The organism is Winogradskyella sp. 266wxhm (assembly GCF_058964685.1).
The window spans coordinates 1,161,621-1,175,418 of the sequence record NZ_CM179559.1 but is presented as its reverse complement, the minus strand read 5'-3'; the positions used below and the strand labels follow the sequence as shown (position 1 = coordinate 1,175,418).

General features: G+C 34.6%; 12 protein-coding genes. 11 read left to right on the top strand and 1 reads right to left on the bottom strand.

Going from position 1 to position 13,798, the window contains the following annotated elements; all coding sequences use genetic code 11:
- Position 1 precedes the first annotated feature (1 nt).
- The 10 genes from AC2H4K_RS05230 to AC2H4K_RS05185 all read left to right on the top strand — a co-directional run bounded on the left by AC2H4K_RS05230 (position 2) and on the right by AC2H4K_RS05185 (position 11,105).
- Entirely contained in the window at positions 2–1,618 is a 1,617-nt protein-coding gene (locus AC2H4K_RS05230; protein ID WP_281138729.1) for a sodium:solute symporter, read from the top strand.
- A 255-nt stretch (positions 1,619–1,873) separates the two neighbouring features.
- Positions 1,874–2,713 (top strand): 5-dehydro-4-deoxy-D-glucuronate isomerase, encoded by an 840-nt coding sequence (kduI, locus tag AC2H4K_RS05225; protein WP_281138728.1) that lies wholly within the window; start codon positions 1,874–1,876, stop codon positions 2,711–2,713.
- Between the two features lie 11 nt (positions 2,714–2,724).
- Positions 2,725–3,480: an SDR family NAD(P)-dependent oxidoreductase gene (locus AC2H4K_RS05220; RefSeq protein WP_493742943.1), complete on the top strand. Its 756-nt coding sequence runs from the start codon at positions 2,725–2,727 to the stop codon at positions 3,478–3,480.
- Positions 3,481–3,492: 12 nt separating this feature from the next.
- Entirely contained in the window at positions 3,493–4,893 is a 1,401-nt protein-coding gene (uxaC, locus tag AC2H4K_RS05215; protein WP_281138727.1) for a glucuronate isomerase, read from the top strand.
- 10 nt (positions 4,894–4,903) lie between these two features.
- Complete coding sequence (locus AC2H4K_RS05210) at positions 4,904–5,251, top strand: cupin domain-containing protein (protein WP_281138726.1); 348 nt, start codon at positions 4,904–4,906, stop codon at positions 5,249–5,251.
- A gap of 9 nt (positions 5,252–5,260) precedes the next feature.
- Complete coding sequence (locus AC2H4K_RS05205; protein ID WP_281138725.1) at positions 5,261–6,241, top strand: TRAP transporter substrate-binding protein; 981 nt, start codon at positions 5,261–5,263, stop codon at positions 6,239–6,241.
- A gap of 4 nt (positions 6,242–6,245) precedes the next feature.
- Complete coding sequence (locus AC2H4K_RS05200; RefSeq protein ID WP_243473804.1) at positions 6,246–6,701, top strand: TRAP transporter small permease; 456 nt, start codon at positions 6,246–6,248, stop codon at positions 6,699–6,701.
- A 2-nt stretch (positions 6,702–6,703) separates the two neighbouring features.
- The gene (locus tag AC2H4K_RS05195) at positions 6,704–7,999 is read left to right on the top strand and encodes a TRAP transporter large permease (protein WP_281138724.1); all 1,296 of its coding nucleotides are present in this window, start codon (positions 6,704–6,706) and stop codon (positions 7,997–7,999) included.
- An 11-nt stretch (positions 8,000–8,010) separates the two neighbouring features.
- Complete coding sequence (locus tag AC2H4K_RS05190; protein ID WP_281138723.1) at positions 8,011–9,471, top strand: tagaturonate reductase; 1,461 nt, start codon at positions 8,011–8,013, stop codon at positions 9,469–9,471.
- Positions 9,472–9,491: 20 nt separating this feature from the next.
- Positions 9,492–11,105, top strand: coding sequence for a UxaA family hydrolase (locus AC2H4K_RS05185; RefSeq protein WP_281138722.1), 1,614 nt, complete (start codon positions 9,492–9,494; stop codon positions 11,103–11,105).
- Positions 11,106–11,133: 28 nt separating this feature from the next.
- On the opposite strand, the gene AC2H4K_RS05180 is transcribed toward AC2H4K_RS05185, so the two are convergent.
- Positions 11,134–12,159, bottom strand: a complete 1,026-nt coding sequence (locus AC2H4K_RS05180) for a LacI family DNA-binding transcriptional regulator (RefSeq protein WP_281138721.1) — start codon at positions 12,157–12,159, stop codon at positions 11,134–11,136.
- A 113-nt stretch (positions 12,160–12,272) separates the two neighbouring features.
- On the opposite strand from AC2H4K_RS05180, the gene AC2H4K_RS05175 reads away from it, so the two are divergent.
- Positions 12,273–13,757, top strand: coding sequence for a right-handed parallel beta-helix repeat-containing protein (locus AC2H4K_RS05175; protein WP_281138720.1), 1,485 nt, complete (start codon positions 12,273–12,275; stop codon positions 13,755–13,757).
- The last annotated feature ends 41 nt before the right edge of the window (positions 13,758–13,798 follow it).

Here is a 13,798-nt window from a genome sequence, read left to right as displayed (position 1 = left end):
AATGAATAGCATACTTAATGGGTTAGATTGGGTAGTCCTAGGACTGTATTTTTTAGCACTCATAGCTGTAGCAGTTTGGGTGATTTTAAAGAAAAATAAGAATACCGAGGATTATTTTCTTGCAGGTAGAAACGTGGGTTGGTTTGTTATTGGTGCTTCAATTTTTGCTTCAAATATCGGATCAGAACATGTGGTTGGTTTAGCAGGTACAGGTGCAGAGTCAGGAATGCCAATGGCCCATTATGAATTGCATGCTTGGATTGTTCTTTTACTTGGGTGGTTATTTTTACCCTTTTACATAAGAAGTGGAGCATTTACAATGCCAGAATTTTTAGAAAAACGTTTCGATACACGATCGCGATGGTTTTTGTCTGTCTTCTCATTAGTGGGTTATGTACTTACCAAAGTTTCGGTAACAATATATGCAGGTGGTATTGTAGTTTCAGAACTATTAGGTATTCCTTTTTGGTATGGAGCCATAGGTATTGTTGTGTTTACAGGTTTATACACCATTGTTGGCGGTATGAAAGCTGTAATTTATACCGAAACTCTTCAGACGGTTATTTTAATTCTTGGTTCTGTAATTATAACTTATTTAGGTTTAGAACAAGTTGGTGGATGGAGTGAATTGCGAGCTACAGTTGGCTCTGAACATTTTAATATGTGGAGGCCAATGAGCGATCCAGACTTTCCGTGGACAGGTTTATTGTTTGGAGGTACTGTAGTAGGTGTTTGGTATTGGTGTACAGACCAGTATATTGTACAACGTACTTTGGCCGCAAAAAACATAAAGATTGGAAGACGAGGAGCTATTTTTGGTGCTTACTTGAAGATTTTACCGATTTTCATTTTTTTAATTCCTGGTATCATAGCTTTTGCACTTTCAAAACAAGGGGTTTTAAGTTATGATAGAGCAGATGAAGTATTTCCTGTAATGGTTAAAACATTACTGCCAACGGGTTTAAAAGGATTAGTAGCAGGTGGATTGATGGCTGCATTGATGAGTTCTTTGGCTTCGGTGTTTAATTCGTGCTCAACAATATTTACTATAGATATTTATAAGAAGTTAAAACCAGATATGCCAGAGAAAAAGCTTCTTAGAATAGGAAGAATTGCAACAGCTATTGTGGTTGTTTTAGGTATTATCTGGATACCAATTATGGAGAAAATAGGTGGCGGTACTTTGTATAAGTATCTTCAAAGTGTTCAATCTTATATAGCACCACCTATAACCGCAGTTTTTGTGTTGGGTATTTTATGGAAACGTGTTAATGCTAAAGCAGCAATTGTGACTTTAATGTCAGGTTTGGTTGTAGCTGTATTACGTATTGCTGCAGAATTAAGTGTCGAAAGCTTATCTGGTGTAGCTCATACTTTTGCAACAATCAATTTTGCTCATATGGCAATTTTCATGTTCATATTTTCAATAATAATATGTGTGTCGGTAAGTTTAGCAACACAAGCACCAAATTATGAAAGAATAAAAGGTTTAGCCTTTGGTACATTGTCAGAAGGACAACAACAAGACAATAAAGACAGCTTTGATACAATTGATGTTATATTATCAGTTGTGCTAGTTATAGTAGTTATAGGTGTTTTAACATACTTTACGGGTTGAAAATAAGTAGCGCAGTTTATGAGTTAATTATTTTCTACGTTTTTTAAACTTATGTTCACTTAGTATTGCTTTATGATGAGGTCACTACTAAAAATTGTTCTTTTAATATTGTAATGGTTTTTTAATATGAGAGGTAAAATCCTAAAATATATTTTCCTTATTTTTAGAAACGAAATCTATATTCTTCAATTTCTAAAATAGGTTTTAAATTATTTCTTTATATATTTGTGTAATCGATTACAATTTAAAAAAATTATGACCAATTATAAGACAAGATACGCATCAAGTCCACAAGCAGTAAAAAAGTATGACACGCAAGAATTACGTGATGAATTCTTGATTGAAAATATGATGAAAGTAGATGAGTTGGAATGGGTTTATACGCATTACGACAGGTTTATGGTAGCAGGACTTGTGCCAGTTAACAAAAAGATAAAACTAGAAACGATAGATCCACTTAAATCATCATTTTTTCTAGAAAGGAGAGAATTAGGAATTATCAATGTAGGTGGTTCTGGAGTTATAACTGTAGATGGAGATACTTATGAGTTAGATCATAAGGAAGCCTTATATCTTGGTCAGGGAAATAAAGATGTTGAGTTTTCTAGCAAAGATGCTAGTGAGCCAGCTAAATTCTATTTAAACTCTACACCTGCACATAAAAAATTCCCAAACAAAAAAATAGGAACTAATGATGTTGAGGTTATAGAGTTGGGTTCTGCAGAAACTGCAAATGCAAGAACATTGAGAAAATACATCGTAAACAGTGTTGTGGATGTGTGCCAGTTACAAATGGGAATGACAACCATAAAAACAGGAAGTAGTTGGAATACTATGCCAGCTCACGTGCACGACAGAAGAATGGAAGTTTATTTCTATTTTGAAGTTCCAGAAGATCAAGCTGTTTGCCACTTTATGGGGCAACCACAAGAAACAAGACACATTTGGATGGGTAATGAAGAGGCAGTGATTTCTCCGCCTTGGTCTATTCATTCTGGTTCAGGTACAGCTAGTTATTCTTTTATTTGGGGAATGGCAGGTGAGAACTTGGATTATGGAGATATGGATGTTTGTAAGATTAATGAGTTAAGATAATCCTTGATATTATGTTTGATTTAACAGGGAAAACAGCACTCGTTACTGGCTGTAAAAGAGGTATTGGCTTTGCAATGGCAGAAGCTTTAGCAGAGGCTGGTGCAGATATTATTGGTGTTTCGGCATCATTAGAAAAAGAAGGCTCTGCAATAGGTAAAAGAGTTGCTGAAATAGGCAAAACATTCACAGCATACCAATGTGACTTTTCTAATCGAGAGTCACTTTACGACTTTATAAAGGCTGTAAAAGCTAATCACCCTAAAATAGATATTCTAGTAAATAACGCAGGTACAATTTTAAGAAAGCCAGCAGCAGAACATCCTGATGAATATTGGGATAAAGTTGTTGAGGTTAACTTAAATGCGCAGTTTATTCTAAGTAGAGAAATAGGTAAGGATATGGTTGCTAATGGTTCTGGTAAAATCATTTTTACCGCATCGTTGCTTACATTTCAAGGTGGAATTACAGTTCCTGGCTATGCCGCTTCAAAAGGTGCAATTGGTCAGTTAACAATGGCACTTTCTAACGAATGGGCTTCAAAAAATGTACAAGTCAACGCTATTGCTCCAGGTTACATCGCTACAGATAATACGGAAGCTTTACGTAATGATGAAGATAGAAGTCAGTCTATCTTAGCTAGAATTCCAGCAGGTAGATGGGGAAAACCAGAAGATTTTAAAGGTCCTATTGTATTCCTTGCATCAAAAGCAAGTGATTATATGTCAGGTTCAATTTTAACCGTTGATGGCGGTTGGATGGGTAGATAAATTTTAAAAGAAATGAAACAGTTTATACACGATAATTTTTTGCTTGAAAATAAATATGCCGAAGAGCTATATCACAATTATGCAAAAAATCAGCCAATAATAGATTATCACAATCACTTACCTCCTCAAGAAATTCTAGAGGATAAAGTTTATAATAACCTTACTAAGGTGTGGATTAATGGTGACCATTACAAATGGAGAGCTATGCGTACTTTGGGTATTAACGAAAAATATATCACAGGCGACGCTTCAGATAAAGATAAGTTTCTAAACTGGGCTAAAACCGTACCATACACCATGCGTAACCCTTTGTATCATTGGACGCATTTAGAATTGACACGTTATTTTGGTATTACGGATTTGTTGAATGAAAAATCAGCAGAGCGTATTTTCGAATCGACTTCAGAACAATTAAGTTCAGCAGATTATAGCTGTAGAAACTTGTTACGTAAAGTTAATGCTGAATTGGTTTGTACTACTGAAGATCCTATCGATACCTTAGAACATCATCAATCATTAGCTAAAAGTGATTTAGAAATAAAAGTAAGTACAGCGTTTAGACCAGATAAAGCTATTTTAATAGCTAATGACAGTTATAACGATTATATAAATGCTTTAGGCAAAGCTGCAGATATTGAAATTTCTACATATCAAGATCTAAAAGATGCCTTAAGAAGCAGAATAAATTATTTCAATGATAATGGTTGCAGATTATGTGATCATGGATTGAATCAAATTTCGTTTGTTGAATATACAGACAATGAAGTTGAAGCTATTTTTAAAAAGAAATTAAGTGGTGAAACTTTAGAAAAAGAAGAGGTACTTAAGTTTGAAACAGCTATCCTTCTATACTTGTCTGAAACTTATCGCGAATTTGGTTGGGTACAACAATTTCACCTTGGTGCACTAAGAAATAATAATGCACGTATGCATAGTATTCTTGGTCCAGATACGGGTTGGGATTCTATTGGTGATTATCCACAAGCCGAAAAACTATCAGCGTTCTTAAACACATTAGACGGAAAAGATAAATTAACAAAAACTATAATTTATAATTTAAATCCGGCTGACAATGAAGTAATGGCGACCATGATTGGTAACTTTAATGATGGTAGTGTGAAAGGTAAAGTGCAGTTCGGTTCTGGTTGGTGGTTTTTAGATCAAAAAGACGGCATGACTAAACAGATGAATGCCTTATCTAATATGGGACTTATCAGTTGCTTTATTGGTATGTTAACTGATTCTAGAAGTTTCCTTTCATTCCCAAGACACGAATACTTCAGAAGATTATTATGTAATTTACTTGGTGACGAAATACAAAGAGGTGAATTGCCAAAAGAAGAGCTAGAATGGATTGGTAAAATCGTTTCAGATATTAGTTATTTTAACGCTAAGGAATATTTCAACTTTTAAGCAGTAGAGTATGTCTAAGGCAAATGTTTTTTTTGAGCAAGATAAGATGGAATGGGAAATTCTAGAGGATAAAATTAGTCGTCAAATCGTTGGTTATGATGATACAATGATGATGGTTAATGTAAAGTTCAAGAAAGATGGAGTAGGGCAAATTCACAATCATATACACACACAGTCTACACATATATCAAGTGGTAAATTTGAAGTCACTATCGGTGATGAGAAAAAAATATTGAAAGAAGGAGATTCCTTTTTTGTACCATCAAATATAATGCACGGAGTAGTTTGTTTAGAAGAAGGAATGCTGATAGATGTTTTTAATCCTGTTAGAAAAGATTTTTTAGAGAATAAAATTTAAAGAGAAATTATGAAGAAAACATCCCAATATTTTATTCTTTTTCTAGCAACTATGCTGTCAGTTTTTAGTTGTGGTGAAATGAGTGATGTAGAAACCATAAAGTTGGCGCATAGTCTTGACGTTAATCATTCTGTGCACAAAGCTATGGTTAAAATGGGTGAAGATTTGGCTGAGATTTCAGGCGGAAAAATGCAGTTGGAAATTTACCCAAGTCAACAATTAGGAACCGAGCGTGAGTGTATAGAACTACTTCAAATCGGAAGCTTGGATATGACCAAAGTTTCAGTAGGAGTTATGGAAAATTTCGCTCCTCGTATGAAGGTTTTTGGATTGCCATATTTGTTCAAGGATAGAGAGCATGCTTTTGAGGTTTTAGATGGTCCAATTGGTCAAGAACTTTTAGATGAAGGTACCAAGTACTGGATTAAAGGCATGTGTTATTACGATGCTGGAAGTAGAAGTTTTTACACCAAAGATAAGCCAATTAACACACCTGAAGATTTAAAAGGTCTTAAGGTTAGAGTTATGGAAAGTGTAACTGCTATGGACATGGTAAAAAGCTTAGGTGGCTCACCAACTCCAATATCTTGGGGAGAATTATACACGTCTTTGCAACAAGGCGTTGTAGATGGAGCAGAAAATAATCCTCCAAGTTTTTATTTATCTAGACATTATGAAGTATGTAAATACTACTCGTTAGACGAGCATACAGTATTACCAGATGTACTAATCATAGGAACACATATTTGGGATAGATTATCTGAGCAGCAAAGAGCTTGGTTAAAAGAAGCTGTAGATAAGTCTGTTGGTTATCAACGTAAACTTTGGGCAGAAGCAGAACAAGAAGCTTTAGAAGAGGTGCAGAAAGCAGGAGTAACTGTGGTAAGGCCAGATAAAACAGCTTTTGAAGAAGATGTGAAAGATGTTTATGAAACCTATAGTGAAGATGAGGATATGAAAGACCTAATCAATCGTATTAAGAATAATTAGATCGATGAGAAAAAAGATAGATAAGATTTTAGGAAACCTTCTCATTGTTATAATGGGTGTCATGGTTATCAATGTTATTTGGCAAGTATTTACAAGGTTTGTTGTAGGTACTCCAAGTTCATTTACAGATGAATTGGCAAGATACCTTATGGTTTGGTTGGGTATTTTAGGTGCGGCTTATGTTTCAGGTAGAAATATGCACGTGGCTATTGATGTTTTACCTCAAAAAGCATCAAATAAAACACAGAAGAAATTAAAGATAGTAGTATATGTACTTATAATTCTATTTGCACTTTTTGCTATGGTAATAGGAGGAAGTAGACTTGTATATATTACCTATGTTTTAGATCAACAATCACCAGCATTACAAATCCCATTGGCTATTGTCTATTTAGCAATTCCTGTAAGCGGTTTGTTGATTATTTATTATAAAGTTTCAGACATTATAAATATTAAGTAGTTATGGATTATATCCCAATTTTAGTATTAGTTATAAGTTTTGTGGGTTTATTGTCCATTGGTACACCTGTAGCTTGGAGTATTTCCATTTCTTCAGTACTTACAATGTTAGTTAGCATTCCTGCGATGCCAGCCTTTACTACGGTTTCACAACGTATGGGAACTGGTTTAGATAGTTTTGCATTATTGGCTATACCATTTTTTGTTTTATCTGGTCAATTGATGAATAAAGGAGGTATAGCCCATAGACTCATTGCTTTTGCAAAGACTTTAGTAGGTTCTCTTCCTGGTGGATTAGCACTCATAAATGTAATTGGTGCAATGCTTATGGGAGCAATTGCAGGTTCGGCAATGGCTTCGGCTTCTGCGATGGGAAGTATTCTTGGGCCAGAAATGGAGAAAGAAGGGTATTCTAAAGAATTTGGTGCAGCAGTTAATATTACTTCTGCAACTACAGGCTTAATTATTCCACCTAGTAATGTCCTTATTGTATATTCACTTGCGAGTGGAGGTGTGTCTATTGCAGCATTGTTTTTAGCAGGTTATATTCCTGGAATTCTTACTGGTTTATTCCTAATGTTAGTAGCAATGTTTTGGGCTAAAAAGAAAAAATATAAATTAGGAAAGCGTAGTTCTTTAAAGGAAGTTTTTAAAACATTTATTGATGCTGTACCAAGCCTTTTCTTATTGGTAATTGTCATTGGTGGAATTGTTACAGGTATTTTTACGGCAACAGAAGCCTCAGCAATAGCAGTTCTATACACATTAATTCTTGGTTTTGCTTACAAAGAAATCAGTTTTAAAAATTTACCAGAGATTTTATTAGACTCTTCTTCTACAACAGCAGTGGTTATGTTATTGATTGGAGCGTCAATGAGTATGTCTTGGGTAATGTCTTTTGAAAACATACCTCAAAGTATCAGCACATCATTATTAGCAATAAGTGATAATCCTATAATTATACTTTTAATCATCAATCTAATCTTATTGTTTGTGGGCATATTTATGGATATGACACCAGCAGTATTAATATTTACTCCAATTTTCTTACCAGTAGTAGTAGATCTTGGTATGGATCCAATTCAATTTGGTATTATCATGGTTCTTAACTTATGTATTGGACTATGTACACCACCCGTTGGATCCGTCCTCTTTGTTGGAGTTGGTGTAGCCGAAACAACCATTCAGAAGGTAATGAAACCATTATTACCGTTGTTCTTGGCTATGGTAGTAGCTTTATTTTTAGTAACGTATTTCCCGCAATTAACACTTTGGTTGCCAAGTGTATTTAACCTTTAAAATAGATTAGAATGTCAGTAACGATAGACAATAAATTAAATAGATCAAACTTAGGATTAGAAGAAAGATTACCTATAAAAGTTATACAGTTTGGTGAAGGTAATTTCCTTAGAGCATTTGTAGATTATGCTATTCAGCAATTAAACAAGTCAGCAGATTTCAATGCAGGTGTAGCTGTAGTGCAGCCTATTGATAGAGGTATGGTTGATATGTTGAATGATCAAGACGGACTGTATACCCTGTTTTTGAAGGGTGTTCAAAAAGGGGAAGAAATTCAGACTAAAGAACTTATTACTAATATTGTTAAAGGTATCAATCCTTATGCGGATTTTCAGCAGTATTTAGATCTAGCAAAAGAAGAAGAATTACAATTTATTATATCTAATACAACTGAAGCAGGTATCGCTTATGTAGAAAGTGATACTATGGAAATGCAGCCACCAAGCTCGTTTCCAGCTAAACTGACGATGTTATTACATAAACGTTTTCAGCATTTTAATGGCGCTTCAGATAAAGCATTGACGATTATTCCATGTGAGTTAATCAATTACAACTCAGATACTTTAAAAGAAATTATTTTAAAATATTGTGCAGACTGGAATCTTGAAGAAGGCTTTAAAGCATGGTTAACTGAACACTGTTCGTTCCACAACACTTTAGTCGATCGCATCGTTCCTGGTTATCCAAAAGATCAAATTGAAGAATATAACGCGCAGTTAGATTATAAAGACAATTTAATAGTTTCAGCGGAAACCTTTTTACTTTGGGTTATTGAAGGAGGTGATGACCTAAAAGCAAAACTACCTTTCGATAAAACGGATTTGGATGTAAAAATCGTTAAGGATATGCAGCCTTACCGTACTAGAAAAGTACGCATTTTAAATGGTGCGCATACTTCTATGGTACCATTTTCATTGCTTTACGGAAATGAAACGGTAAAAGAAACTGTTGATAATGAATTTACAGGAGCTTTTGTAAACAGTGCAATTTTTGATGAAATCAATCATGTGTTACCAATGGATAAAGCAGAATTAGATAGTTTTGCTGAAGAAATCCTAGACCGTTTTAGAAATCCATTCATCAAGCATAAATTAGCTGATATCGCTTTGAATTCTATTTCTAAATTTAAGGTGAGAGTATTACCAAGTTTATTGGAATACAACGAAAAATTCCAAAAATTACCAGCACATTTAACATTTGCCTTTGCTTGTTTAATTCGATTCTACAAAGGAGAATGGCATGGTAAAGCATTGCCTATAAATGATAGCGAAGTTATTGTAGAGACGTTCAAAACAATTTGGTCTAATAATGACTATAAAAGTGTTGCAAGTGCTACACTTGAAAAGACAGATTTTTGGGATGAAGACCTTACTAAAGTCAATAATCTTGTTGAAACTATAGCAGTAGCTCTAGAAGAAATTGATGCTAATGGAGTTGAGCAAGGTTTGAAAAACTTTAAGGATAAAATTTAAGATTAATAAACCGAAAGGTGATGCAAAAGAAATTAATAAAAGTACATCCAAGTGATAATGTAGCAGTTGCTTTAGTAAACCTAAAAGCAGGTGAAGTTGTAACATTCGAAGGACAAGATATAGAAGTAGTTTCAGATGTTAAGGCAAAGCATAAGATTGCTCTTACTGATTTGCAATCTGGAGACAAAATCATTATGTACGGTGTTTTGGTTGGTAAAGCTAATACACCGATTATGCTCGGTGATGTTTTAACCATAAACAATGTAAAACACGAAAGTGCCAAAGTCACTCAGAAAACAGATACTACAGGTTGGTCTGCACCAAATGTAGATAAGTGGAAAGACAAAACATTCATGGGTTACCACAGAGAAGATGGACAAGTTGGTACTGCCAATACGTGGTTATTCTTTCCTTTGGTTTTTTGCGAAAACAGAAACATTGAGTTATTAAAAGATATTTTTGAAAAAGAACTATTGACTCAAAAGTCTAATAACCACAGAATGTTATTACGTTCGTTGGTTAATGAAGGTGATGGAAATACTGCGGTTGAACCAGAACAAACCACAAATGTTTTTGATAATATTGAAGTGAAATTCATTACGCATCCTGGAGGTTGTGGTGGTATTCGTCAAGATTCTGAAAGTTTAGCACGTTTGTTAGCTGGTTATGTGAAAAACCCAAATGTAGCAGGTGCAACAGTATTGAGTTTAGGGTGTCAAAATCTTCAGATTGATATATTCAATAAAGCATTAGAGGCAATTAGCCCAAACAACAAAAAGCCAGTGTTGATGTACGAACAGCAACAGATGGGTACGGTTGATGAAATGCTAACAGCTATTATAAAAAATTCTTTTGAAGCCATTAAAGAGGCTAATAAAATTGAGAGACAACCAGCTCCTTTATCGAAGCTTAAAGTAGGTTTAGAGTGTGGTGGTTCTGATGGTTTTTCAGGTATATCAGCTAACCCAACCTTGGGTTATACTTCGGATATGTTAGTGGCGCTTGGTGGAACGGCAATTTTAGCCGAATTCCCAGAGCTTTGTGGTGTAGAGCAGGAATTGGTAAACAGATGTGTAGAAGAGGACAAAGCGAACAAGTTTTTAGGCTTAATGCAAGCCTTTGAAAAATCTGTTGTAGATGCTGGTTCTGGTTTTGATATGAACCCTTCACCAGGAAATATCAAAGACGGATTGATAACAGATGCCATGAAATCTGCTGGTGCAGCTAAAAAAGGTGGAACATCACCAGTTGTAGATGTTTTGGATTATGGAGAATATGTAACTAATCCAGGACTTAACTTATTGTGCACGCCAGGAAATGATGTGGAAAGTACTACGGCTATGGTAGGTTCTGGAGCCAATATAGTGTTGTTTACAACAGGTTTGGGAACACCAACAGGAAATCCAATTACACCAGTAATAAAAGTATCATCAAACTCTGAATTAGCAGCAAAAATGAGCGATATTATTGATGTTGATACTGGTGATGTAATCAAAGGTGAAAAGACGATAGAGGAAATGGCAGAAACGATGCTTCAATATATTGTTGATGTTGCTAGTGGCACCATAAAATCAAAAGCAAGTATTTTAAATCAAGACGATTTTATTCCTTGGAAAAGAGGAGTTTCACTCTAAAAATATAAATTAGTTTTCTTGGATAGTGTTACGCTTTAACTTTCAGAGAGGAATCTCTAATTATAAGTTCTGGCTGTAACACTATTTTTTCATTCTTTTGGTTTGGTGTATCGCTATCAACTTCTTCTAAGAATACTTTAGCGGCAATTCTTCCCATTTCTATTGGAGATTGATCCACAGAAGTAATGGATAGTTCCATAAACTTTGTGAAAGGCTCGTTACTAAATCCTATAACGCTGATATCTTCCGGTATTCTTAAACCTTGTTCCTTTATTTCCTGAATAGCTCCTAATGCAGTGAAGTCACTAGATGAAAATATAGCATCAGGTGGGTTATCCATATTCAACAACTTTTTCGTTGTTTTTCTACCTTCTAAAACCTTACTAAAAGTTTCTATGACTATGCTTTCGTCGAACTCTAAACCATGATCTATTATGGCTTGCTTATAGCCTAGATAACGGTTTTTAAATATTTCTAACGAACGATTGTTAGAAAGATGAGCAATACGCTTGCAACCTTGCTCAATAAGATGTTTTGTGGCTTGATATGCGCCATTAAAGTCGTCTATAGTTACTGAGCTAAATCCTGGTATTTCTTTTTTTCTATCGAAGAATATTAGTGGAACTCTTTTTTGAGAAATGCTTTGAAAAATTTTATTCTTAGTCTTCGCGTTTGAGATTGACATTAAAATGCCATCTACTTGGGCATTCAACAGGGACATAATATTCCCAGTTTCTAAGTTTTCCTGATCATGAGTTTGACAAACAATAACGTGGTAACCTTTTGGGTAAAGCTCTTCTTCTATACCTCGAATTACAGAAGCAAAAAAGTTGCTATCCATTCGTGGTACGATAACCCCAACATTATGACTTTTCCCACTTTTTAAAGCTCTAGCAAGCGTGTTTTGTTCATAATTCATTCTTAGTGCAGTCTCCTGAACTAACTTTCTTGTGTTTTCGCTTATTTTGGGATTATTGTTTAAAGCTCTAGATACCGTTGCAGCAGTTAAATTAACTTCTTTTGCAATGTCATAAATTGTAGTCTTTTTCTTCATCAAAATTCATGTACGGAATAACCTTGTAAATTTAATGAAATTATTTAAAGTAATTTTGATTCCAAAGAGAAAATAGTTATAATTGTGTAATCGATTACACAATTATAAAAACTATGAAAACAACAAACAACATCGTAAGATTTTTAATGATAATTTGTGTTTTATTTTCCTTTGGGTGTAGTAGTGATAGTTCTGATGATACTCCAGCTACAATAGCGGTATCATCGATAACTATTACAGGAGATACAATTACCGACGGAAGCACTAGTCAATTATCAGTAACAGTTCAACCAAGTGACGCAACTAATAGCGCAGTAAGTTGGACGGTTTCCAATAGTAGTGTAGCAACAATTTCTAATTCTGGGTTATTATCTGCTGTTTCTAATGGTACGGTAGTGGTAAGAGCAACAGCTCAAGATGGGTCAGGAGTTTATGCAGAACGCACTTTTGTGATTTCAGGAGTTGAAAGTCCTGTTAATGGTACAGTTGTAGAAACACCTGAAGAGGTTTTAAATGCAATTTACACAGCTAATCCTGGTGAGATTATCTATGTCAGAGAAGGGGATTATGTTTTTAATTCAACCATTCAGATTTCTGGTGATGGATCAAACAACAATTTAATTTCACTTTTAGCTTATCCATCAGATGCTAACAGACCTAGATTTAATTTTTCATCAATGTCTGAGAATTCTTCAAATAGAGGTATTCAGCTTTCAGGTGATTACTGGCATATCAAAGGAATAGATGTTTTTGGTGCTGGTGATAATGGTATGCATATAACTGGTAGTAATAACCTTATAGAGTTCTGTACTTTTAGTGAAAACAAAGACTCTGGCTTACAAATAGGCGGTGGAGGTAGTAATAACACTATATTAAATTGTGACTCTTTCTACAATGCTGATTCTTCTTTAGAAAATGCAGATGGTTTTGCTTGTAAGTTAGATGCTGGATCTGATAATAAATTTATAGGTTGTAGAGCATGGCAGAATTTAGATGATGGTTGGGACGGATACTTGAGAGATACGGATAACATAACTACATATTACGAAAATTGTTGGGCCTTCAAAAATGGATATTTAATGAATGGAACTATTGGTGCTGGTGATGGTAATGGCTTCAAAACAGGAGGTAGTGATGATAAAACCTTAAAACATAACGCTATTTACAAAAATTGTATAGCCGCTGGTAATGTTTATGATGGATTTGACCACAATAGTAACAGAGGTGATATTGAAATTTATAATTGTTCAGCTTACAGTAATGGAAGAAATATAAATTTTGGCTCTACTAATGTAGCACAATTCTTATTGGTAAAAAATACAGCGTCGTTTGCAGGTGTTAATGGAGGAGATAGTTTTTCCGCTACAACTGTAGATATCACTAGCAACGGATGGCAAAATGGTATAACAACTAACGCTTCTGATTTTGTAGCTATTGATATTGATTTATTAGCTTCACCAAGAAATGAGGATGGTAGTTTACCAGATATTGATTTCCTAAAACTCGTAGCAGGAAGTGACTTAATTGATGCAGGTGAAGATGTCGGTCTTCCTTTCAATGGTTCTGCACCAGATATAGGAGCCTTTGAGTATGAATAACAATTAAGAAGAGCACCTAGAAATAAAATTATAAAATGCAC

Excerpts from the sequence above, each read along its gene's own strand:
- AC2H4K_RS05230 (WP_281138729.1), top strand. The coding sequence starts at position 2 with ATGAATAGCATACTTAATGGGTTAGATTGGGTAGTCCTAGGACTGTAT.
- kduI (WP_281138728.1), top strand. The coding sequence starts at position 1,874 with ATGACCAATTATAAGACAAGATACGCATCAAGTCCACAAGCAGTAAAA.
- AC2H4K_RS05220 (WP_493742943.1), top strand. The coding sequence starts at position 2,725 with ATGTTTGATTTAACAGGGAAAACAGCACTCGTTACTGGCTGTAAAAGA.
- uxaC (WP_281138727.1), top strand. The coding sequence starts at position 3,493 with ATGAAACAGTTTATACACGATAATTTTTTGCTTGAAAATAAATATGCC.
- AC2H4K_RS05210 (WP_281138726.1), top strand. The coding sequence starts at position 4,904 with ATGTCTAAGGCAAATGTTTTTTTTGAGCAAGATAAGATGGAATGGGAA.
- AC2H4K_RS05205 (WP_281138725.1), top strand. The coding sequence starts at position 5,261 with ATGAAGAAAACATCCCAATATTTTATTCTTTTTCTAGCAACTATGCTG.
- AC2H4K_RS05200 (WP_243473804.1), top strand. The coding sequence starts at position 6,246 with ATGAGAAAAAAGATAGATAAGATTTTAGGAAACCTTCTCATTGTTATA.
- AC2H4K_RS05195 (WP_281138724.1), top strand. The coding sequence starts at position 6,704 with ATGGATTATATCCCAATTTTAGTATTAGTTATAAGTTTTGTGGGTTTA.
- AC2H4K_RS05190 (WP_281138723.1), top strand. The coding sequence starts at position 8,011 with ATGTCAGTAACGATAGACAATAAATTAAATAGATCAAACTTAGGATTA.
- AC2H4K_RS05185 (WP_281138722.1), top strand. The coding sequence starts at position 9,492 with ATGCAAAAGAAATTAATAAAAGTACATCCAAGTGATAATGTAGCAGTT.
- AC2H4K_RS05180 (WP_281138721.1), bottom strand. The coding sequence starts at position 12,159 with ATGAAGAAAAAGACTACAATTTATGACATTGCAAAAGAAGTTAATTTA.
- AC2H4K_RS05175 (WP_281138720.1), top strand. The coding sequence starts at position 12,273 with ATGAAAACAACAAACAACATCGTAAGATTTTTAATGATAATTTGTGTT.